The following is a 20,484-nucleotide window of genomic DNA, read 5'->3' as shown; positions in this document are numbered from 1 at the left end:
GGGAACTTGGACGCGGGCCTTACCCCGCCTCCACCACGAATTGCGCGGCGACGATTTCCCAGCCCGCTGGCGTAAGCCCGAGCGTCGCGGCCAGCGTGCAGCCGATGCGGCCCGCATCCGCGCCGTTTTCGGTGATGATCCCGGTCAGGACGAAGCGTTGGAGGACGACCGCGGCCTCGGCGCCGACGGCGCGTGATTTGGCCTTGCCGGTCACCAACCGCGCGCGCGAGAAGGCGCCGGCGAGTTCGCCTGCGAACAACTCCGCGATCCGGGTGCGGCCCGAGGCGATCCCGCCGGTGAGCGAGATGAAATCGGCGTCTTCCGCGAAGAAGCCCGCAAGCGCCTGCGCGTCGCGCGCGCCCCAGGCTTTCGCAAAGGCGCGCGGCAGCGCGTCCGGGGTTTCGAAGCTCATTCGTCCTGCTCCACCAGTTTGCCGGGATTGAGAATGTTCTGCGGGTCGAGCGCGCGCTTGATCTGGCCCATCACGTCCCAGCCCGCGCCATGTTCACCACGCATATAGCCTATCTTGCCCATGCCGATGCCGTGCTCGCCGGTGACGGTGCCCTGCATCTCCAGCGCGCGTTCGGCCATCTTCGCGGCCACTTGCTTGGCGCGCTTGAATTCGTCCTTATCCTCGGGATCGAGCAGCAGGACCGAGTGGAAATTCCCGTCGCCGACATGGCCCACCACGGGGCCGATCAGCCCGGCTTCGAGGATGTCATGCTTGGTCGCGGCCACGGCCTCCGCCAGCCGCGAGATCGGGACGCAGATATCGGTCACCAGCCCCATGCAGCCGGGGCGATGCGCGATCGTGGCCGGGTAAGCGCCGTGGCGCATCTTCCACAGCTTGTTGCGGTCCTCGGTCGTCGTCGCCCATTGGAAATCGGCGCCGCCCATCTCGGCCACGACTTCGCCGAAGCGTTCGGACGCCTCGGCCACACCGCTCTCCGAGCCGTGAAACTCGATCATCAGATGCGGTTTCGCGGGGAAATCGGTGCCGTTGGCCTCGTTGAAGATCTGCGCGGTAAGGTCGTCGACAAATTCGATCCGCGCCATCGGGATGCCCATCTGGATCGTCATCTGCACCGTCTCGACCGCCGCTTCCAGCGTGTCGAAGGCACAGACCGCAGAGGAGATCGCCTCGGGCTGGCCATGCAGGCGCAGCGTCAGCTCGGTGATGATCCCGAGCGTGCCTTCCGAGCCCACCATGAGCGCGGTCAGATCGTAGCCTGCCGAGGATTTCTTCGCGCGGCTGCCGGTGCGGATGATGCGGCCGTCGGCCAGCACCACTTCCAGCGCCGCCACGTTGTCGCGCATCGAGCCATAGCCCACCGTCGTCGTGCCGCTCGCCCGGGTCGCCGCCATACCGCCAAGAGAGGCATTTGCGCCCGGATCGACCGGGAAGAACAGCCCCGTCGCGCGCAGGTCCTCGTTGAGCGCCTCGCGGGTCACGCCGGGCTGGACGCGCACCTGCATGTCCTCGGCCAGAACGTCGACCACGCGGTCCATCTTCATCAGATCGAGGCTGATCCCGCCGCGCACCGGCACGGCATGGCCCTCCAGCGAGGTGCCCGTGCCATAGGGCGTGATCGGAACGTCATGGGCGGCGCAGATTTTCACGATCGCGCTGACTTCCTCGGCGCTGATCGGATAGGCCACCGCATCCGGCGGTGCGAAAGCAAACCATGTCTCGTTGCGGCCGTGCTGGTCGCGCGCGCCTTTCGAGGCGTCGAGCCGGTCGCCCAGCAAAGTTTCGAGTTCCGCCAGCGCCTCTGCCAATGCCATGCCCGCCTCCGTCTTGTGGTGCCCAAGCTTTAGGCTCAGCCGCGCGCGAGTGAAAGGGTTCCTGCGGTTTGTCGGCGGTTTTTGTCTCGGATCAAGGATTTGTCGCGAATCTCTGCCTAGCTAGCAGCGCGCGGGTCCGTCAGACTTGCGCGGCAGGCAAAATGAAGGAGCGCGCCATGATGTTCGAGAGCCGGAAATGGGACGAGATCGAGGTCGGTCAATCGGCGGAGTTGAAGCGGCTGTGCACGGCCGATGATTTCTACGTTTTCGCGGCGGCCTCGGGCAATCACAACCCGGTTCATCTGGAGGCCGAGGACGGCGATGGCGACGGCCAGAAGGAGGCCTATGCGCCGGGCATGTTCGTGGCTTCGCTGATCACCGCCGTGCTGGGCAACCTGCTGCCGGGGCCGGGTACGCTCTACCGCTCGCAAAGCCTGCGCTTCCACGATCTCGCGGCCGCCGGGCAGGAGCTTTGCGCCCGCGTCGAGGTGCTCGAGAAGCTGCCCGGCGATCTCTTGCGGATGAAGACGGAAGTGCGCCGCGTGGGCGATGACGCGCTGATCGTCGAGGGCGAGGCCGAGGTCCACGCCCCGCAGAAGCATCTAAAATTCGATGCGCTCGAAGTGCCGGGCCTGATCTCGCAGCGCCATCGCCATTTCGAGAAACTGCTGGAGAAGGCCGAGCCGCTGCCCGATCTGGTCACCGCGGTCGTCTGTCCCGAAGAGCCGGTGTCGCTCGACGGTGCGCTCCTCGCCGCCGAACATCACCTGATCGAGCCGCTGCTGATCGGCCATCCCGAAAAGATCATGTCCGTCGCGAAGGAGCTGGGCCGCGACGTGACCAAGTTCGAGATCCTGCCCGCAGAGCACCCCCGCGATGCCGCGCGCATGGCGGTGCAGCTGGTCAACGAGGGCCGCGCGGGCGCGGTTATGAAGGGCCATCTGCATACCGATGCGCTGCTGAAGCCGATGCTCGACAAGGCGACGGGGCTGCGGATCGGCAAACGCTTCACCCATGTCTTCGTGATGGATGTGCCCGGTGTCGTGCATCCGCTGATCGTCACCGACGCCGCGATCAATATCGCCCCCGATCTCGAGACCAAGGTGCATATCGTGCAAAACGCGATCGACGTGGCGATCTCGATCGGGATCGAGGTGCCGAAAGTCGGCGTGCTGTCGGCGGTCGAGACCGTGACGCCCGCGATCCCGTCGTCCCTCGATGCGGCGCTTCTGTCGAAGATGGCAGAGCGCGGGCAGATCACCGGGGGCGAGGTCGATGGGCCGCTCGCGATGGACAATGCCGTCGATCTGGCCGCCGCGCGCACCAAGGGCATCCGCTCGGCCGTGGCAGGCCGGGCCGAGGTGCTGGTCGCACCCGGGATCGATTCCGCGAATATGCTGGCCAAGCAGCTCGCCTATATCTCCCACGCGGAAGGGGCGGGGCTGATGCTGGGCGCGAAGGTGCCGGTCATCCTGAACTCGCGCTCCGATAGCGGGATGGCGCGGCTGGCCTCCGCCGCCGTGGCTTCGATCCACTACCACCGCACCCTCGGAGAGCGCGCATGACAACCCGCGCGATCCTGACACTGAATTCCGGCTCGTCCTCGCTGAAACTGGGGCTGTTCTCGGGAAATCTGGAGACGCTCGCACTTGGCCATGTCGACCGGATCGGACGGCGCGAGGCGGCGATGAAACTCAGCGGCCCCGATGGCGCGCCGCTGCCGCTGCCCGCCTCCGCCACGGACGATTTCGCGACCAATGCGGCGGCGCTCCACACCGCGCTTGCGGCGTTTCAGGCGGCCTTTCCGGGGCTGGAGGTGATCGCGGTCGGCCACCGTATCGTTCATGGCGGGATCGACCATGCCGCCCCCGAGCCCCTGTCCGAACCGCTGATGAAGGAGCTGGCCAAGCTCGCCCCCTTCGCGCCGCTGCACCAGCCGCATAACCTTGCGGGCGTGCGTGCGGCGGTCGACACCTTCCCCGGCACGCCGCAGGTCGCCTGCTACGACACCGCCTTTCATCGCGGCCATCCCTTCGTGAGCGACACTTTCGCGCTGCCGCGCCGATATTACGAGAAAGGCGTGCGCCGCTACGGCTTTCACGGGCTGAGCTACGACTTCATCAATGGGGAGCTGACCCGCACCGAGCCCGACTTGCACAAGGGGCGGATGATCGTGGCGCATTTAGGCTCTGGCGCGTCGATGTGCGCGATCGAGAACGGCCAGTCGGTCACCTCGACGATGGGGTTTTCCGCGCTTGAAGGGCTGCCGATGGGCACCCGTCCGGGCGAACTCGACCCCGGCATCCTGCTCTACATGATGGATCAGGAGGGGATGAGCGCGTCCGAGATCTCGACGCTGCTCTACAAGGAATCCGGGCTTCTGGGCATGTCCGGCATCTCCAACGATATGCGCACGCTGGAGGGATCAAGCGATCCCAAAGCGAAAGAAGCGATCGACTATTTCTGCTTCCGCATCAAACGTCAGATCGGCGCGATGGCGGCGGCGATGGGCGGCTTGGACGGGATCGTCTTCACCGGCGGGATCGGAGAGAATTCGGCGCGCGTGCGCGCGCAGGCCTGCGACGGTCTGGGCTTCCTCGGGGTCGAGATCGACCAAGCCGCCAATGCCGAGAATGCGCGTGAGATCGGGGCGGGCGCGGTGCGGGTGCTCGTGATCCCGACCAACGAGGAAATCGTCATCGCGCGGGCGGCGAAGGCCGTGCTCGACCTGTAGGCGACGGCGCATGTGGCCTCTGCGGGACGCTCCGCGGGGGATATTTGGAGCAGTTGGAAGCAGAGCGCAGGCTTCCCGTCCAATTGCCCTAAATATCCCCGCCGGAGGCATCCGACGGCTTACTACGCGCGCCGCTTCAGAGCGGCGCGCAGGCGGTTTGCAGCCAAGCCTTGGCGCGCTCGCCGACCTTCGGCGCGATCCGCTCTAGCACCTCCGCGTGATAGGCGTTGAGCCAGTCGCGCTCCTCGGGGCCGAGCAGATCGACGTCGATCAGGCGGCGGTCGATCGGCACCCAGGTCAGCGTCGAGAAGGACAGTTGGTCGCGATTGTCGCCCTTGGCCTCAGCCTCTTCGGTGAGGATCAGGTTCTCGATCCGGATGCCGAATGTGCCCTCGCGGTAATAGCCCGGCTCGTTCGACAGGATCATTCCCGGTTCGAGCGGCAGGGTCGAGACGCGCGATATCCGCGCGGGGCCTTCGTGCACGCAGAGCGCAGCGCCGACGCCATGGCCGGTGCCGTGATCGTAATCCCAGCCCTCGGCCCAAAGCGGCGCACGGGCGAGCGCATCGAGATGGGCGCCTGCCACGCTGCGCGGGAAGCGCGTGCGCGACAGCGCGATCATGCCTTGCAGCACGCGGGTGAAGGGGCGTTTCGCATCTTCCGGCACGTCGCCCACGGCGACGGTGCGGGTGATGTCGGTCGTGCCGTCGACATATTGGCCGCCCGAATCCACCAGCAGCAACTCACCCGGTTTCACGGGCCGGTTGGTGTCCTCGTTCACGCGGTAATGGACGATTGCACCATTGCCACCCGCGCCGCAGATCGTCTCGAAGGAGATGTCGATCAGCGCGTTGGTGTCGCGGCGGAAGCCCTCGAGCGCGGTGACCACGTCGATCTCGGTCAGCTGGCCTTTCGGAGCCTCCGCATCGAGCCAGCTCAGGAATTCGACCATCGCGGTGGCGTCGCGCAGATGCGCCGCCTCCATGCCTGCGACCTCTGCGGCGTTCTTGCGCGCTTTCGGCAGGATGCAGGGATCGCGCGCCTCATGGATCTTGGTGTCGTGATCGGCCAGCAGCAGCGAGATGGCGACTGGTGCAGAGTCAGGGTCGACCAGCACCGGGCCTTCGATCGCCTCCAGCGCGGCGGTCAGGCTGTCGGGCGGCAGGATCGAGACCTCATCACCCAGATGGGCGCGCAGGTCGGCGTCGAATTTCGCGTCATCCGCAAAAAGCTTCACCGCGCCATCGTCGAAGAGCACCGCGAAGGACTGAACCACCGGGTTGCGGGGGATGTCGGAGCCGCGAATGTTGAGAAGCCAGCAGATCGAATCCGGCAGGGTGAGCACGGCGGCGGCGATATCGTCGTCGCGCAAGCCCTCGGCCAGACGGGCGCGTTTCTCCGCTGCCGTTTCGCCCGCGAATTCCGGCGGGTGAATGCGGGCCGGTTCCGCGGGTGGGGCAGGGCGGTCCTCCCAGACCCGGTCCACGAGGTTCTCGCTCTCGATTAGAGCGATGCCGGTGCCGCCCAGCCCCTCGCGGATTTTCGCGATTTCGGATTTCGTGTGCAGCCACGGATCGAAGCCGATCTGGGCGCCGGCATGGGCGTTTTCCGTCAACCATTCGGCCGGCTTCACCTCGGGCCAGTTCACCGGCGTGAAATGGTCGAGCGAGACCTCGGCGCGCACCTGGACCCGGTAGCGGCCATCGACGAAGACGCCCGCGATCTCGGGCAGGGCGATGCAAAAGCCTGCCGATCCGGTGAAGCCGGTCAGCCAGCCCAGACGCGCATCGCAGGGCGCGACATATTCGCCCTGATGCGCATCGGCGCGGGGAATGATGAAGCCGTCGAGCCCGGCGGCAGACATGGCTTCGCGCAGCGCCGCCAGCCGGGGCGGGCCCAGTTCGGGGCGCGATTGCACCGAGAAATCCTGAAACATTAGATAGCCTTCTTGATCCCGAGGAAGCGGGCGCGGGCCCGCGGATCGCTGTCGAAGAGGGAGGCGAGCTGCTCGGTCATGGCGCCTGCCAGTTGCTCCACATCGGTGATCGTCACCGCGTGCTGGTAATAGCGCGTCACGTCATGGCCGATGCCGATGGCGATCAGCTCCACCGCGCGGCGGCGTTCCACCATCGCGATCACGTCGCGCAAGTGTTTTTCCAGATAGATCGCGGGGTTCACCGACAGCGTCGAGTCGTCCACCGGCGCGCCGTCCGAGATCACCATCAGGATCTTGCGCTGCTCGGTGCGGGCGAGCATCCGGCGATGCGCCCATTCCAGCGCCTCGCCGTCGATGTTTTCCTTCAGCAGCCCTTCCTTCATCATCAGGCCCAGATTGGCCCGCGTCCGGCGCATCGGCGCGTCGGCCCGCTTGTAGATGATGTGGCGCAGGTCGTTGAGGCGACCGGGGCTTTGCGGGCGGCCATCGGCGAGCCATTTCTCGCGCGATTGTCCACCTTTCCAAGCGCGGGTGGTGAAGCCGAGAATCTCGACCTTCACGTCGCAGCGCTCCAGCGTGCGGGCGAGCACGTCGGCGCAAATCGCCGCGATCGAGATCGGGCGGCCCCGCATCGAGCCGGAATTATCCAGTAGCAGCGTCACCACCGTGTCGCGGAATTCGGTATCCTTCTCGACCTTGAAGCTGAGCGGCGTCGTCGGGTTCGCGACGACACGGGCGAGGCGGCCCGCATCGAGCATCCCTTCCTCGCGGTCGAATTCCCAAGACCGGTTCTGCTGCGCCTGCAGACGGCGTTGCAGCTTGTTGGCGAGCCGCGAGACCGCGCCTTTCAGCGGGTCGAGCTGCTGGTCGAGATAGAGGCGCAGACGCTCCAGCTCGGCCGGTTCGGCCAAGTCCTCGGCGGCAATCTCCTCGTCGAATTCGGTCGTGTAGACGGCGTAATTCGGATCGGCCTGCGAATGCGGCGGGGGCGGCGGCGGCTCCAGCGGCGCATCCGCCTGCGGCATGTCCATCTCGTCGCTCATTTCCTGATCGGCGAGGTCGTCGGAGCTGACGGAGGTCTGGGTCTGGTCGTCCTGCGCTTCCTGGCTGGATTCCGGCGTGGCCTCGGCCTCGTCGTCCTCCTGCTCGTCGCGGGCCTGATTTTCGCCCTGTTCCTCGTCGGCGTTTTCTTCCTGTTCGTCCTCGGCCTCGTCGCCCATATCCTCGTCGGGATCGTCGCCCAGCTGATCGGCATAGCCGAGATCGGCGATCACCTTGCGGGTAAGACGTGCGAAGGCAGCCTGATCCGCGAGGACGTGGTTGACGTTCTCCAGATCGTCGCCCGCCGATTGCTCGATGAAGGGGCGCCACAGGTCGAGCACGTTATCTGCGCCGGGCGGCAGTTTCCGGCCCGTCGCCAGTTCGCGCACGAAATAGCCCGCGGCGACCGAGAGCGGTGCCTCTTCGGGGGCGCGGATCTGGGCATAGCCCTTGCGTTCGGCCTCATGGGCGATCTTGGCGTCGATATTCGACAGCGTGCCCGGCATGTCGCGCGCGCCCAAGGCTTCGCAGCGCGCGGTCTCCATCGCCTCGTAGATCGCGCTCGCCAGATCGCCCGAGGGCGCATAGCGGCTGTCGATCGCGGCATCGTGGTGGCGGCGGCGCATCGCCATCGCATCGGCCGTGCCGCGCGCCAGCAGAACCTCGTCGCGCGTCATCCGGCGCGAAACCTGCGGCAGGCGCATCGTGTCGGCGGTCATACCCGAAGGGTCGACCGAATAGCTCACCGTCATATCGGGCGCGTCGGCCATCGTCTTGGTGGCCTCGGCCAGCGCCTTTTTGAAGGGATCCGCGGGGTTGTCGGAAGGCTTGCTCATAGCCTCAGATAAAGCATCGCGCGCGTCCGCCCGCAAGAGCCGATCGCGCGAGACGCGCGCAGCAGATCGGCCCGATTTGAGCGGGGCGGGGGCTGGGAAAGTTCCCGCTGCTGGCGCGCGGCATCCGTTCACCTGTGCACATAGCGGACGGGTTGGATGGGCTCAAACAGGGCTTACGTAGAGTTGAACACGAGACGCACGCCTCCCCCGCTGGCCCGACTTCCCCAATCGAGGGCCCCGTGCGACACACCGGACGACATACCCGAAAGGAGTTCGACATGAGCGAGACTTTGAACATCGGCCTGATCGTCGGCACGACGCGCGAAGGGCGCTTCGCTGACCGCGCACTCGAATGGTTCGAAACCAAGATCGATGCGCGCGACGACATGCGCTACGAGGTTCTGGATCTGCGCGAAGCCGCGCTGCCCTTCTTCGACGAGGTGGCTCCGCCTGCAGCGAAGCCCGTGACCAGCGAGAAGGCGCAGGCTTGGGGCGAAAAGCTCAAGGAATTCGACGGGTTCATCGTGGTGACGGCGGAGTATAACCACTCGATCCCCGCCACGATCAAGAACGCTTTCGATTATGCGTTCGAAGGCTGGCGCCGCAAGCCGCTGGGCACCGTGGGCTATGGCGGCGTGGGCGCTGCCCGCGCGGTCGAGCATCTGCGGCTCGTCGCGATCAATTTCGGCATGGTCCCGGTCGCGGGCGCGGTCAGCATCGGCGGTGCGGATTTCGTGAAAGCTGCGCAAGGCACGCCGATAGCGGAACTGGGTGACCATCTGGACGGTCCGGTGAAGACGCTGCTCGACGACATGGCCTTTTGGGGTCAGGCCGCCAAGTTGGCCAAAAGCGAGACAGAAAATCGTCAGGCCGCGTGATCCAAAAGGTCCGGTCTGCCGTAGTAGTAGAGTAACGAGTTTGCCCGGCCTCAGCGCCGGGCGTTTTTATGCGCGGCTTAGCGCGACCGAAGTTACTGGAAAAGCCCGGTGCAGATCATCGGCATCCAGTCCGCGTGCAGCGTACTGAGCGGGAAGGCGCGGCGATCCTGCGAGCCTTTCGCGGTCTGTCCGCGCCGCGTCATGACGTAATCGCCATTGAGCAGGTTCACGTCGCAAGTGCCGGTATCCTCGGGATCGATCCGGTCGTAATAGCGGTAGCTGTAGCCCGAGACGACGAAGCCGCCATTGCGCCACGCGATGGAATAGGCGCTCTCCCACGGGGTGCGCCCGATCCCGATCTGTTCGGAATGCAGCTTGAACGCGCTGTCGGAGAGCGGCTCGAGCGCGGGCGTCTGCCCGCCCATCTGGCCCGAAAAGACCACCCGTTCGATCGTCATCTCGCGTTTCAGCCCGAAGGTCGGATCGCCGAGATAGATCACCAGATCGGCCGCATCCGCACCGTTCTGCACCAGCATCGCCGCATCCTGCGTGCCGTCGCCGTTCCAATCCCCGGTAAGGGCCGCGAAAATCTCGCCATCCTTGGGCGCCTCTTGGGCTGCCGCCGCGAAGGGCAGCAGCGCCGCGAGGAGCGCGCCCCGGATCGCGAGGCGCGGGATCACGAGGCGATAGCCGCCGCCGATTCCGGCAGTTCCTCGTCGAAGAGGCGCTGGTAGAACTCGGCCACGGTCTGGCGCTCCAGCTCGTCGCACTTGTTCAGGAAGCTCAGACGGAACGCATAGCCGATATTGCCGAAGATGCGCGCGTTCTGTGCCCAGGCGATCACCGTGCGCGGCGACATCACTGTCGAGAGATCACCATTCATGAAGGCGGTCCGGCTGAGATCGGCCACGGTCACCATCTGGCTGATCGTCTTGCGCCCGGCCTCGGTGTTGTATTGCGGGTTCTTCGACAGAACGATCGCGACCTCGGCGTCATGGCTGAGATAGTTCAGCGTCGAGACCAGCGACCAGCGGTCCATCTGACCTTGGTTGATCTGCTGGGTGCCGTGGTAGAGGCCGGTCGTGTCGCCCAGACCCACCGTGTTCGAGGTCGCGAACAGGCGGAAATAGGGGTTCGGCGTGATCACTTCGTTCTGGTCGAGCAGCGTCAGCTTGCCGTCGGCCTCCAGCACGCGCTGGATCACGAACATCACGTCGGCGCGGCCCGCATCGTATTCGTCGAAGACAATCGCGGTCGGGTTGCGCAGCGCCCAGGGCAGGATGCCTTCGTGGAACACGGTGACCTGCTTGCCATCGACCAGCTTGATCGCGTCCTTGCCGATCAGGTCGATCCGGCTCACGTGGCTGTCGAGATTGACGCGCACACAGGGCCAGTTCAGGCGGGCGGCGACTTGCTCGATATGCGTCGATTTGCCGGTGCCGTGATAGCCCTGGATCATCACGCGGCGATTGTAGGCAAAGCCCGCGAGGATCGCCATCGTGGTGTCGGGGTCGAATTTGTAGGTGGAGTCGATCTCCGGCACGCGGTCGGTGCGCTCTGCAAACCCTTTGACCTTCATGTCGGAATCGAGGCCGAACACCTCGCGCAGGTCGATTTCTTCAGTGGGCTTGGCGGTCTGGTCGAGCATCGCGGACGTCCTTTCGTGGTTGGGTCGATTTGTGAACCATCGCGCGCAGGCGTGCAAGGGGGCGATGACGCGTGATGCGCGAGGCTGCAATCGGCCCGTTCCCGCCAGCGTGGCTTGGTTTGAGTTGACCCGGACCCGCCATCCGCTAGAAAGGCCGCAAAGCTTGAGGTGCATCATGCAGCATTACGAATACAAGGTCATCCCGGCGCCCGCGCGCGGCGACAAGGAGCGCGGCCTGAAATCCGGCGCGGACCGCTTCGCCCATGCGCTCTCGGGCGTGATGAATGAGATGGCCACGCGCGGCTGGGAATACCTGCGCGCAGAGACCCTGCCCGCGGAAGAGCGCACCGGCCTGACCGGCAAATCCACGGTCTATCACAACCTGCTCGTCTTCCGCCGTCCCACCAGCGCCGATCCGGCGCGCGCGGTCGGCGCGCATCCCGATCCCGAGGATGCGGCCAATGACGAGGACGCGCCCGAGGCCAAGCGCCGCGCGCTTCTCGCCGATGCGCCGGAAGGCCGCGCGCCGAAACTGCGCGCCAATCGCGACGGGACTTCCAAAGACGAAGACTGACGCGGGGCAGGGGCGTTTCGAAGGCGGCGTTCCGAAAGCGGGGCCGCCCGTCCTGAGCCGCCAGTCCCAAGACCTGCCGCGCGCCCGATGTCGGCGCGCCGGTTGCGTTGCCTTAGGGGCGGCCCGCGCCGACCCTTGATCCGAGCAAATAGCGGCCCCATTTCCGCCCGACCCCCTTTCAACATCCGTCATTTCCAGTAGACTGCGTGACCCGACTCGGAGGCAGGCCTCAAACGCCGCCCCGAAGTGGCATTCGGGCAGCAGGCAAGAGGCAAGCATGAGCAACAGCGATCCTTTCGGCTTCAACATTTCGGCCGCGGCGGACAAGAAACGCCGCTCGCGTGGCAGGCGCGGCATGTCGGGGGCGTTCGAGACCTCGACCCGGATCTGCGACAAAGAAGGCTGCAACGAGCCGGGCAAGTACCGCGCGCCGAAAAGCCCGAAGATCCTCGATGACTACTACTGGTTCTGCAAGGATCACGTCCGCGAGTACAATCTGAACTGGAATTACTTCCAGGGTCAGTCCGAGGAGGAATTCCAAGCCTTCCTCGACAATGCGACCGTCTGGGAGCGCCCCACGAAGCCTTTCAGCAAGGCCAAGGAAGAGGCCGGCTGGGCGCGTCACGGAATCTCGGACCCGCATGAGATCCTCGGCGACAACGCCACGAAGAACCCCGGCCGGACGATGGGCCGCAAGCTGCCGCCGACCGAACGCCGCGCGCTCGATATTCTCGAGGCGAAGGACTCGATGACCAAGGCCGAGGTCCGCAAGTGCTACAAGGCGCTGATCAAGGTGCTGCACCCGGATATGAACGGCGGCGACCGCTCGCAGGAAGAAATGCTGCAAGAGGTCGTCTGGGCCTGGGATCAGCTGAAAGACAGCCGCAACTTCAAGTGACGGCAGGGGGCTCTGCCCCCCGCGCTAACGCGCGTCCCCCGGGATATTTTCGCAAGAGCGAAGACGCCTTTTCACATGTCTTCGCTCTTTTGAAATATCCCGGGGTGAATGCCTCAGGCAGAGGGGCAGCGCCCCTCACACCCCTTCCCATCCTGCGCACCCGCCCCATCTCTAGGGGAGGAGGTGCTTCATGAACCCGTTTCCAAGTCTGCGCGCCGCTCTGGCGCTCGCCCTGACGATCCCCGTTCTCTCGAGCCTCGGCCTCGCGCCGCTCGCCACGCCAGCCGCCGCGCAGAACGTGGGCGAGAAACCCGCGAGCCGCGATCTGCCTTTCGTGCTCAAGCCGATAGCGCAGCTGGAAAACCCCTGGGCCATCGCGCCCTTGCCCGACAGTTCGGTGCTGGTGACCGGCAAGGCGGGCAAGATGTGGCATGTCACGGGCGGCGGGGCGCAGGCGATCAGCGGGCTGCCGAAGGTGCAATATAGCGGCCAGAACGGGCTACTCGACGTTGCGGTGCCGCCCGATTTCCCGGACACGCGCGAGGTTTATATCACCTATGTCGCGCCGGATAACGCGCTGCATCTGGCGCGCGGGGTGCTGGACGGCAGCCAGCTGACGCAGCTGAAGACGATCTGGCAGCAGACGCCCGGCGGGCGTGGCCAGCCCGGCGGGATTGTGGCGTTCGGGCCGGACGGGATGCTCTACCTCACCGTGGGTGACCGGATGCAGCCCGACACCGCGCAGGATCCCAACAACCCGCGCGGCAAAATCCTGCGCCTGACCCGCGACGGGCAGCCCGCGCCCGGCAACCCCCATGAGGGGGCAGGCGGGGTGCGCGCCGAGACCTGGACCGAGGGGCACCGCAACCAATACGGCCTCGCCTTCACGCCCGACGGCAAGCTCTGGGAGCATGAGATGGGGCCGCGCGGCGGCGACGAGCTGAACCTGATCGAGAAGGGCAAGAATTACGGCTGGAACGCGGTCTCGAACGGGCGGCACTATTCCGGTCAGCCGATCCCCGATCACGACACGCGGCCCGACTTCGCTGCGCCGAAGCTTTGGTGGACGCCGGTGATCGCGCCGGCGGGGCTTGCGGTCTATGAGGGGCGCGACTTCCCCGACTGGCAGGGCGATATGTTGATCGGCGGGCTTGCGGGGAACGGGCTCGCGCTGATCGCGGGCGACGGCTCGGATCAGATCGCGCGCTGGGACTTGCAGATGCGTGTGCGCGACGTGGCCGTGGGGCCCAAGGGCGAGGTCTGGATCATCGAGGATGCGGGGGACGGCGCGCTCTATCAGCTGGTGCCGAAGTGATCTTCCCGAGTGCGTAAATGAAAACGGCGGCGCGCGCCTTTCAGCGCAGCACCGCCGGACTTGGCGAAGGCCGGGCGGATCATGCCCGGCCTTTCGCGTTGCGGGCTTACATTCGGCCCTTCCACGGCACGACCTTCTTCTCCACCCAGCGCATCGCCAGATCGAAGCACCATGCGATGCCGCCGATCAGGAAGATGCCCACCAGCACGGTCGAGGTCTGCAGGAACTGGCTGGCCGAGAGGACCATGTAGCCAAGCCCCATCGTCGCCGCGACCATCTCGGCGGCGACCAGCGTCGTCCAGCCGAAGCCCACGCCGATGCGCATCGCTGTCAGGATTTCCGGCAGTGCCGAGGGCAGCACCACTTCGCGCAGCACCTGCGCGCGGCTCGCGCCCAGCGAATAGGCGGCATGGATCTGCTCGATCGCGACCGAGCGGACGCCTGCACGCGCACCGAGCGCCACCGGGGCCAGCACCGACAGGAAGATCAGCAGCACTTTCGAGGTCTCGCCGATGCCGAACCAGATGATCATCAGCGGCAGATAGGCCAGCGGCGGGATCGGGCGGTAGAACTCGAGGAAGGGATCGAACAGCCCGCGCATCACCGGGCTCATCCCCATCGCGAGGCCCAGCGGAATTCCGATGATACAGGCCAGCGCGAAGGCGGCGAAGACGCGGCCTGCGGAGACGAGGATATGCTCCCACAGCGGCACGCCGGTGAAGCCGGTCGAAATCAGTCCGAAGAGCTTTTGCACAACGGCCACGGGCGAGGGCAGGAACAGCGGCGCGATCAGGCCGGAGGCGGTCACGATCTGCCACAGGCCCAGCACCACCAGAACGGCCACGACCGAGATCTTGATCGTGTTGCCTTCGCCCGGCACGCCATAGGTCTGGCCGGGTTTGGTGGGGGCTTGGCGGAAGATGCGTTTGATCATCGGGGCGGGGCGGCTGTCATCTTGGATATCCATGGTCATGCGGCCTTCTCCTCGTCTGCGAAGATGATGCCGAGAATGGTCTCGCGCATCGCGATGAATTCGGGGGATGCCTTCACGTCGCGGGCGCTTTCGCCTGCGAGGAACCGGCGCGAGAAGGGCAGGTCGAAGCGATGCGTGATCCGGCCGGGACGGGGCGACATCACGATCAGCTTTGAGCCCATGAAGAGCGCCTCTTCGACCGAGTGGGTGATCAGGAAGACCGATTTTCCCTGCGCTTCCCAGATTTTCAGGATCAGCTCCTGCGCGCGTTCGCGGGTCAGCGCATCGAGCGCGCCGAGCGGTTCGTCCATCAGCAGGATGCGCGGATCGGCGGTGAGCGCCCGGCCGATGCCCACGCGTTGCTGCATCCCGCCCGAGAGCATGTAGACGGGGCTGTCCTCGAACCCCTCGAGGCCCAGCACGGTCAGGAATTCGCGGGCGACCTTGTAGCGTTCGGCCTTGGCGACGCCCTGCAGCTTCAGCCCGAAGGCGAGGTTGTCGAGTACGTTCATCCACGGCATCAGCGCGTGTTTTTGGAACACCACGGCGCGGTCCTGACCGGGGCCGGTGACGGGGGCGCCGTCGAGTTTGATCTGGCCCGAACTCGGCGCGAGGAAGCCCGCGATCAGGTTCAGGAGGGTCGATTTCCCGCAACCCGAGGCGCCGAGGGCGACCACGAATTCGCCCGGCTCGATGGTCAGTTCGACATTGCGAAGCGCTTCGACCGGCTCGGATTTGTCACGGGCGGGGTAGAGTACGGAGGCGCGGCGGATTTCAAGCATCTGGGCTTCCTTTCCGGGGCGGAGCTGGGGAATGGGAAACGCCCGGCCAGAGGTCCGGCCGGGCGCTGGGGCGAGTCGTTACTCGCCCATCGTGTCTTGCAGCGGCTTGAGCGTGATGAACTGCGAGTAGTCATCCGCCACAGAGTCGATCCGGCCCGCTTCCTTCAGGAATTCGGCGGTCGATTTGATCGCGGGGGCCATCGCGCCACCCAGCCAGTCTGCGCCCACCTGATCGGCGGGCTTGAGGAAGGTGTAGCCCCCGAGGATGCCCGGCACCTGTGCTGCGTCCGCGCCGGTATTCGTGGCGATCTCTTTCACCTCGGCGCTGTCGGCGGTCCAGGCGTCCTTGTTGTCGATATAGGCGGCGTCGGCGGCGGCGGTGACCTTCACGAAGCCCGCGACCGCTTCCGGGTTTTCCTCGGCCCACTGGCTGTTGACGACCCAGCCGTCAAAGGTCGGGTAGCCCCATTTCGCGGTCTCGTCCGCGCCCATAATGCGGGTGCCCGATTTCAGCAACTGCGACTGCACCGGATCCCAGATCCATGCGGCGTCGATAGCGTTCTGCTCCCAGGCGGCGGCGATCTGGTCGGGCGACATCGACAGGATGGTCAGGTCGCTTTCCGAGATGCCTTCATGCTTGAGAGCGCCGGTGAGCGAGAAATGCGCGGTCGAACCGACCGGAACAGCCACGCGCTTGCCCTTGAGGTCGGCCAGCGACGAAATCCCCGAGCCGTCATGCGCGATCAGGCTCTCGGCCTGACCGATCACGTCGCCGATCATGAACAGCTTGATCGGAACGCCCTGGCTGGCCGCGATGGCGAAGGGCGAGGAGCCGAGCGCCGCGAGCTTCACGTCGCCCGAGGCCATCGCGGCGATCACGTCGGTGCCCGAGGCGAATTTGCGCCACTCGACATCGTAGCCCATCGCCTTCGCATATTCCTCGGTGTTGACCTTGGTCATCATCGGGATCGGCGTCCCGAAATTGCCGATGATCAGCGTTTCGGCCGAGGCGGTCGTGGCCATCGGCAGCAGGCCGATCAGCGCGAGCGTCGCGTAACGGGCGGTTTTCTTGAACATGTCTATCCTCGTCTGTTGGTTGAGCGGGCCGTTTGCGGCCTCTTTCGGGGAGGGGCCGGGGCGGTTGCCCGCCCGGGCCAGTATTGATCCGTGTCAGGCGCTGAGCTGGGCCAGCGCGCGGTCGATCGTCTCGGTGATCCGGGTGATCTCGGAGGGGCCGACAATCAGCGCGGGGCTCAGGCACAGCGTGTTGTTGAAGCCTTTGAACGAACGCGAGGTCTTGCCGATGATGACGCCTTCCGCGTCGCAGGCACCGACCACACCTTCGACGAGCGTCTCGTCGAGCGGCTCTTTCGTGGCGCGATCCGCGACCAGTTCCAGCCCGCAGAACAGACCCTTGCCGCGCACGTCGCCCACGACGGCGTGCTTGTCCTTCAGCTCCATCAGGCGGTCCATCAGCAGATCGCCCATCGCGTTGGTATTCGCGAGCAGGTTCTCGTCCTCGATGATGCGCATGTTCTCCAGCGCCGCCGCCGGACCCGCCGTGCAGCCGCCGAAGGTCGAGATGTCGCGGAAATGGCTCATCGGATCGTCGGGATCGGAGCGGAACTTCTCGAACACGTCCTCGGTGGTGATCAGGCACGAAATCGCGGCATAGCCCGAGGCCAGCCCCTTCGCGGTGGTCACGAAATCGGGCTTGATGCCGTAGTGCTGGTAGCCGAACCATTCGCCGGTGCGGCCCATGCCGCAGACGACCTCGTCCATATGGATCAGGATGTCGTATTTGGTGCAGATTTCCTGAACCCGCTCCCAATAGCCCGCGGGCGGGGTGATGACGCCGCCGCCTGCGGTGATCGGCTCGAGGCAGATCGCGCCCACCGTGTCGGGGCCTTCGCGCAGGATGACCTCTTCGATCGCGTTCGCGGCACGCAGACCGTAATCTTCGTCATCCCATTGCGCGCGATATTCGAGGCAATGCGGCACGGCGACGAACCCGTCGGGGAAGGGGCCATACTGGTCGCGGCGCTGTTCCTGACCGCAGGCCGCCATCGCGCCCAGCGAGGTGCCATGGTAGTCGCGCTCGCGGTAGAGGATCTTCCACTTCTTGCCGCCGTGATGCTTATGCGCGATCTGGCGCACCATCTTGAAGGCCTTCTCATTCGCCTCCGAGCCCGAGTTCGCGAAGAAGACGCGGCTCAGACCCGGCGTCTTCTCGACCAGACGGGCGGCGAATTGCGCCGCCGGGATCGTGCCCGCCGAGCCTGCGAAATAGTTCATCTTCAGAAGCTGATCGCGCACGGCATTGGCGATGCTCTCGCGGCCATAGCCGACATTGACCGTCCACACGCCGCCCGACACCGCATCGAGGTAGTCGCGACCATTCTGGTCCCAGACCGTCATGCCCTTGCCTTCGACAAGGATGCGCGGATCGCGGCTGTCCAGCGCGGCGTGCTGGAACAGGTGGTGCCAGACATGGGCGCGGTCGGCTTCGACCGTGGCGCTGATATCGTTGAACTGACCGTCCATCGGGGTTTCCCTTTCCTTTGGGTTCGGCGCCCATCAAGCATTGCGGCAGCGCAGCATGTGAGGGCCAGAGCGCCAATTCCGATGGGGCCAGATTTCGGCATCGATGTATTTCGGGCAGAGGTTTTAAGCCCTGAGCTGGGCAAATGACCGGAAATTGGGCGATTGCCGAAGATCGGGCGGTATCTGGCCCGCTCGACCTTGCTCTTCGATGGGGCCAGAGCGCAGATGCGAGGGCAATTCCAAGGAGCCAGATCATGGACCGCTTGCCCGTCTCCATCGACCGCAACAGCCCCGAGCCGCTGCAAAGCCAGCTGCGTCAGGCGCTGATCGCGGCGATTCACGCGGGCAAGATGGCGCCGGGGCAGAAGGTGCTGTCCTCGCGCGCGCTGGCCGAGAAGCTGGGCATCGCGCGCAACACCGCCACTGCCGTTTATGACGAGCTGGTCGCGCGCGGCTATCTCGAGGCGCAGCCGCGCCGCGGGCTGTTCGTCGCCACCCGCGGACAGGGGAAGGGCCAGAGCGTCGCGGGCGCCTCCGTCGTCGATTGGAACGCGCGCATCGGGGTCACCCCGTCGAAACTCAACCATATCCGCAAGCCGCTGAACTGGCAGGATTACCCCTATCCGTTCATCTTCGGGCAGGTCGATCCGCGGCTGTTCCCGCTCAACGCGTGGCGCAATTCCTCGCGCGATACATTGGGGCGGGCCTCGCTCGACTGGTGGGCGGCGGATCGCGCGGTCGATGACGATCCGATGCTGATCGAGCAAATCCGCACCCGAATCCTGCCCGAGCGCGGCATCTATGCGCGGCCCGAGGAGATTCTGATCACGCTCGGCGCGCAGGAGGGGTTCTACCTGCTCGCCCAGCTTCTGGCGGGGGCGGGCAAGCGCGTGGGCTGCGAGATGCCGGGCTACCCGGATTCGCGCTTCATCTTCGAAATGTCCGGCGCGCAGTCCGTGCCGCTGCCGATCGATGAGAAAGGCGCGCGGATCGCCTCGGGGCAGGGGCTCGATCTGGCGCTGCTGACGCCGGGCGCGCATTGCCCCTCGATGGTGATGATGCCGGGGCCGCGCCGCGACGAAATCCTCGCGCGGGCCTCGCAGGACGATTTCCTGATCATCGAGGACGATTACGAGGGCGAGGTCGCCTTCGCCCGCGAACCGGCGCTGAAATCGCGCGATCGGGACGGGCGGGTGATCTATCTCGGCACGCTGTCGAAGACGCTTGCGCCGGGGGTGCGCCTGGGCTTTCTGGTGGCCCCCGAGCCGCTGGTGAAAGAGGCGCGCTGGCTGCGGCGGCTGGTGCATCGCTCGGTCCCGCTCAACAACCAGCGCACGGCCGCGATCTTTCTGGCCGAGGGGCATTACCTGTCGCTGCTGCGCAAGCTGCGCGCAGCCCATGCCGACCGGTGGTATCGCGTGATGGAGCATCTGCCCGATCTGCTGCCCGGCTTCCGCGCGCCCGATCCGTGTCATGGCGGCTCTTCGGTCTGGCTGGAGCTGCCCGCGGGCGTCGACGGGCGCGAGCTGATCGCAGCGGCGGGGGCGGAAGGTATCCTTCTGGAAAACGGCGATCCCTTCGTGGCCCCGGAACAGGCGGGGCGCTTCATCCGGCTCGGCCTGTCGCTGATCCAGACCGAGGCCATCGTGCCGGGGATGCGCCTCTTGGGCGAGATCGCGGCGCGGCTGGCGCAAGAGGGCGTCTCTGGCCCCAACGAAAATGCCGCTCTGGACCAATCGGGCGCGCAGGCGGCGAGCTAGGGCGAGGGAAAGACCCTGACGGAGCCGATGATGTTCGACGCCACGACCCTCTATGTGATCCTCGCCGTGGCCTATGCGGCGGTGCTGCGCGGCATGGCGGGGTTCGGTTTCGCGATTGCCGCCGTGCCGATCCTGTCGCTGTTCATCCCGCCTCTGGAGGCTGTCGCGATGGCGGTGCTGTTGCAGGTGGTCGTGGGGCTGCACGATCTGGTCAAGCTGCGCGGCGCGGTGCATCGGCCCTCGCTCCTGCGGCTCTGTGCGGGCTCGCTAATCGGGACGCCACTGGGGATCTGGGCGCTCAGTGCGCTCAGCCCCGATGCCGCGCGGATGGCAATTGCGGTGCTGGTGCTGACCGGGCTCGCGATGCTGCTGCGCTACAAGCCCACCGCCCCGCAGCCGCATTCGGGGCTGGCGCTGCTGGCGGGTGTGGCCTCGGGGGCGTTTTCGGGGTTGGCCGCGATGCCCGGGCCGCCCGCTGTGGTCTATTATCTCGGCGCGGGCACGCCGCCTGCGCAGACGCGGGCGTCGCTTTTGCTGTTCTTCTTCGTGGCTTCGGTGATCGCGGTGCCGGGGCTGTGGCTCGCAGGTGCGATTGACGGAGAGGTGCTCTGGCTCACCGCGATTTCCGTGCCGCCGATGGCGCTGGGCACCTGGGCGGGCACGGCGGCTTTCGCGAGGCTCGATCATGCGCAATACCGCAAGATCGCGATCGGGGTGATGGCGATCTCGGCGGTGCTGGCAGGGTGGCGGGGCCTCTCGGTCTATCTGTGATCGGCCCCG

General features: G+C 66.1%; 18 protein-coding genes. 8 read left to right on the top strand and 10 right to left on the bottom strand.

Annotation, left to right across the window (positions count from 1 at the left end):
* Window positions 1–19: 19 nt before the first annotated feature.
* Window positions 20–412, bottom strand: a complete 393-nt coding sequence (locus tag AKL02_RS13170; protein WP_083078931.1) for an SgcJ/EcaC family oxidoreductase — start codon at window positions 410–412, stop codon at window positions 20–22.
* A complete protein-coding gene (locus AKL02_RS13165) occupies window positions 409–1,785 on the bottom strand; it encodes an FAD-binding oxidoreductase (protein ID WP_083078930.1) in 1,377 nt (458 codons plus the stop codon). The genes AKL02_RS13170 and AKL02_RS13165 overlap by 4 nt, the downstream gene beginning before the upstream one ends.
* A 176-nt stretch (window positions 1,786–1,961) precedes the next feature.
* On the opposite strand from AKL02_RS13165, the gene AKL02_RS13160 reads away from it, so the two are divergent.
* Together AKL02_RS13160 and AKL02_RS13155 are read left to right on the top strand one after the other, a co-directional pair.
* The gene (locus AKL02_RS13160) at window positions 1,962–3,350 is read left to right on the top strand and encodes a bifunctional enoyl-CoA hydratase/phosphate acetyltransferase (protein WP_083078929.1); all 1,389 of its coding nucleotides are present in this window, start codon (window positions 1,962–1,964) and stop codon (window positions 3,348–3,350) included.
* Complete coding sequence (locus AKL02_RS13155) at window positions 3,347–4,519, top strand: acetate/propionate family kinase (RefSeq protein WP_083078928.1); 1,173 nt, start codon at window positions 3,347–3,349, stop codon at window positions 4,517–4,519. Before AKL02_RS13160 ends, AKL02_RS13155 begins: the two co-directional genes overlap by 4 nt.
* 136 nt (window positions 4,520–4,655) lie before the next feature.
* Here the strand turns inward: AKL02_RS13155 and AKL02_RS13150 are convergent, their stop codons facing one another.
* Together AKL02_RS13150 and cobT are read right to left on the bottom strand one after the other, a co-directional pair.
* The gene (locus AKL02_RS13150; RefSeq protein ID WP_083078927.1) at window positions 4,656–6,455 is read right to left on the bottom strand and encodes an aminopeptidase P family protein; all 1,800 of its coding nucleotides are present in this window, start codon (window positions 6,453–6,455) and stop codon (window positions 4,656–4,658) included.
* On the bottom strand, window positions 6,455–8,332 hold the full coding sequence (cobT, locus tag AKL02_RS13145; RefSeq protein ID WP_083078926.1) for a cobaltochelatase subunit CobT: 1,878 nt from the start codon (window positions 8,330–8,332) through the stop codon (window positions 6,455–6,457). The genes AKL02_RS13150 and cobT overlap by 1 nt, the downstream gene beginning before the upstream one ends.
* Window positions 8,333–8,610: 278 nt before the next feature.
* Here cobT and AKL02_RS13140 point away from each other — a divergent pair, with 278 nt between their 5' ends.
* Window positions 8,611–9,210 carry an NADPH-dependent FMN reductase gene (locus tag AKL02_RS13140; RefSeq protein ID WP_083078925.1) on the top strand — a complete coding sequence of 200 codons (600 nt, stop codon included), beginning with the start codon at window positions 8,611–8,613 and terminating at the stop codon, window positions 9,208–9,210.
* Between the two features lie 92 nt (window positions 9,211–9,302).
* Here the strand turns inward: AKL02_RS13140 and AKL02_RS13135 are convergent, their stop codons facing one another.
* Together AKL02_RS13135 and cobS are read right to left on the bottom strand one after the other, a co-directional pair.
* Window positions 9,303–9,890, bottom strand: a complete 588-nt coding sequence (locus AKL02_RS13135; RefSeq protein ID WP_083078924.1) for a hypothetical protein — start codon at window positions 9,888–9,890, stop codon at window positions 9,303–9,305.
* Window positions 9,887–10,858 carry a cobaltochelatase subunit CobS gene (gene cobS, locus AKL02_RS13130; RefSeq protein WP_078542657.1) on the bottom strand — a complete coding sequence of 324 codons (972 nt, stop codon included), beginning with the start codon at window positions 10,856–10,858 and terminating at the stop codon, window positions 9,887–9,889. Before cobS ends, AKL02_RS13135 begins: the two co-directional genes overlap by 4 nt.
* A 175-nt stretch (window positions 10,859–11,033) precedes the next feature.
* Here cobS and AKL02_RS13125 point away from each other — a divergent pair, with 175 nt between their 5' ends.
* From AKL02_RS13125 to AKL02_RS13115, 3 genes are all read left to right on the top strand, one after another.
* Window positions 11,034–11,432, top strand: a complete 399-nt coding sequence (locus tag AKL02_RS13125) for a DUF4177 domain-containing protein (protein ID WP_078542658.1) — start codon at window positions 11,034–11,036, stop codon at window positions 11,430–11,432.
* 277 nt (window positions 11,433–11,709) lie between these two features.
* The gene (locus AKL02_RS13120) at window positions 11,710–12,330 is read left to right on the top strand and encodes a DnaJ domain-containing protein (RefSeq protein ID WP_078522979.1); all 621 of its coding nucleotides are present in this window, start codon (window positions 11,710–11,712) and stop codon (window positions 12,328–12,330) included.
* Between the two features lie 190 nt (window positions 12,331–12,520).
* On the top strand, window positions 12,521–13,645 hold the full coding sequence (locus AKL02_RS13115) for a PQQ-dependent sugar dehydrogenase (RefSeq protein ID WP_083078923.1): 1,125 nt from the start codon (window positions 12,521–12,523) through the stop codon (window positions 13,643–13,645).
* A gap of 106 nt (window positions 13,646–13,751) precedes the next feature.
* On the opposite strand, the gene AKL02_RS13110 is transcribed toward AKL02_RS13115, so the two are convergent.
* The 4 genes from AKL02_RS13110 to AKL02_RS13095 all read right to left on the bottom strand — a co-directional run bounded on the left by AKL02_RS13110 (window position 13,752) and on the right by AKL02_RS13095 (window position 17,944).
* On the bottom strand, window positions 13,752–14,618 hold the full coding sequence (locus AKL02_RS13110; RefSeq protein WP_232621617.1) for an ABC transporter permease subunit: 867 nt from the start codon (window positions 14,616–14,618) through the stop codon (window positions 13,752–13,754).
* Window positions 14,615–15,400 carry a taurine ABC transporter ATP-binding protein gene (locus AKL02_RS13105; protein ID WP_078571688.1) on the bottom strand — a complete coding sequence of 262 codons (786 nt, stop codon included), beginning with the start codon at window positions 15,398–15,400 and terminating at the stop codon, window positions 14,615–14,617. Before AKL02_RS13105 ends, AKL02_RS13110 begins: the two co-directional genes overlap by 4 nt.
* Before the next feature lie 78 nt (window positions 15,401–15,478).
* The gene (tauA, locus tag AKL02_RS13100) at window positions 15,479–16,477 is read right to left on the bottom strand and encodes a taurine ABC transporter substrate-binding protein (RefSeq protein ID WP_083078922.1); all 999 of its coding nucleotides are present in this window, start codon (window positions 16,475–16,477) and stop codon (window positions 15,479–15,481) included.
* A gap of 93 nt (window positions 16,478–16,570) precedes the next feature.
* A complete protein-coding gene (locus AKL02_RS13095) occupies window positions 16,571–17,944 on the bottom strand; it encodes an aminotransferase family protein (protein ID WP_083078921.1) in 1,374 nt (457 codons plus the stop codon).
* 254 nt (window positions 17,945–18,198) lie between these two features.
* Here AKL02_RS13095 and AKL02_RS13090 point away from each other — a divergent pair, with 254 nt between their 5' ends.
* The gene (locus AKL02_RS13090) at window positions 18,199–19,704 is read left to right on the top strand and encodes an aminotransferase-like domain-containing protein (protein WP_083078920.1); all 1,506 of its coding nucleotides are present in this window, start codon (window positions 18,199–18,201) and stop codon (window positions 19,702–19,704) included.
* 30 nt (window positions 19,705–19,734) lie between these two features.
* Window positions 19,735–20,475, top strand: coding sequence for a sulfite exporter TauE/SafE family protein (locus AKL02_RS13085; protein WP_078523036.1), 741 nt, complete (start codon window positions 19,735–19,737; stop codon window positions 20,473–20,475).
* Window positions 20,476–20,484: the final 9 nt, after the last annotated feature.

This window comes from Thioclava electrotropha (assembly GCF_002085925.2).
In the GTDB taxonomy this organism is placed as follows: Bacteria; Pseudomonadota; Alphaproteobacteria; order Rhodobacterales; family Rhodobacteraceae; genus Thioclava; species Thioclava electrotropha.
This window is presented reverse-complemented; position numbering and strand designations above follow the sequence as displayed.

Coding starts and splice junctions, on each gene's coding strand:
- AKL02_RS13170 (WP_083078931.1), bottom strand. CDS start 412: ATGAGCTTCGAAACCCCGGACGCGCTGCCGCGCGCCTTTGCGAAAGCC.
- AKL02_RS13165 (WP_083078930.1), bottom strand. CDS start 1,785: ATGGCATTGGCAGAGGCGCTGGCGGAACTCGAAACTTTGCTGGGCGAC.
- AKL02_RS13160 (WP_083078929.1), top strand. CDS start 1,962: ATGATGTTCGAGAGCCGGAAATGGGACGAGATCGAGGTCGGTCAATCG.
- AKL02_RS13155 (WP_083078928.1), top strand. CDS start 3,347: ATGACAACCCGCGCGATCCTGACACTGAATTCCGGCTCGTCCTCGCTG.
- AKL02_RS13150 (WP_083078927.1), bottom strand. CDS start 6,455: ATGTTTCAGGATTTCTCGGTGCAATCGCGCCCCGAACTGGGCCCGCCC.
- cobT (WP_083078926.1), bottom strand. CDS start 8,332: ATGAGCAAGCCTTCCGACAACCCCGCGGATCCCTTCAAAAAGGCGCTG.
- AKL02_RS13140 (WP_083078925.1), top strand. CDS start 8,611: ATGAGCGAGACTTTGAACATCGGCCTGATCGTCGGCACGACGCGCGAA.
- cobS (WP_078542657.1), bottom strand. CDS start 10,858: ATGCTCGACCAGACCGCCAAGCCCACTGAAGAAATCGACCTGCGCGAG.
- AKL02_RS13125 (WP_078542658.1), top strand. CDS start 11,034: ATGCAGCATTACGAATACAAGGTCATCCCGGCGCCCGCGCGCGGCGAC.
- AKL02_RS13120 (WP_078522979.1), top strand. CDS start 11,710: ATGAGCAACAGCGATCCTTTCGGCTTCAACATTTCGGCCGCGGCGGAC.
- AKL02_RS13115 (WP_083078923.1), top strand. CDS start 12,521: ATGAACCCGTTTCCAAGTCTGCGCGCCGCTCTGGCGCTCGCCCTGACG.
- AKL02_RS13110 (WP_232621617.1), bottom strand. CDS start 14,618: ATGACCATGGATATCCAAGATGACAGCCGCCCCGCCCCGATGATCAAA.
- AKL02_RS13105 (WP_078571688.1), bottom strand. CDS start 15,400: ATGCTTGAAATCCGCCGCGCCTCCGTACTCTACCCCGCCCGTGACAAA.
- tauA (WP_083078922.1), bottom strand. CDS start 16,477: ATGTTCAAGAAAACCGCCCGTTACGCGACGCTCGCGCTGATCGGCCTG.
- AKL02_RS13095 (WP_083078921.1), bottom strand. CDS start 17,944: ATGGACGGTCAGTTCAACGATATCAGCGCCACGGTCGAAGCCGACCGC.
- AKL02_RS13090 (WP_083078920.1), top strand. CDS start 18,199: ATGGACCGCTTGCCCGTCTCCATCGACCGCAACAGCCCCGAGCCGCTG.
- AKL02_RS13085 (WP_078523036.1), top strand. CDS start 19,735: ATGTTCGACGCCACGACCCTCTATGTGATCCTCGCCGTGGCCTATGCG.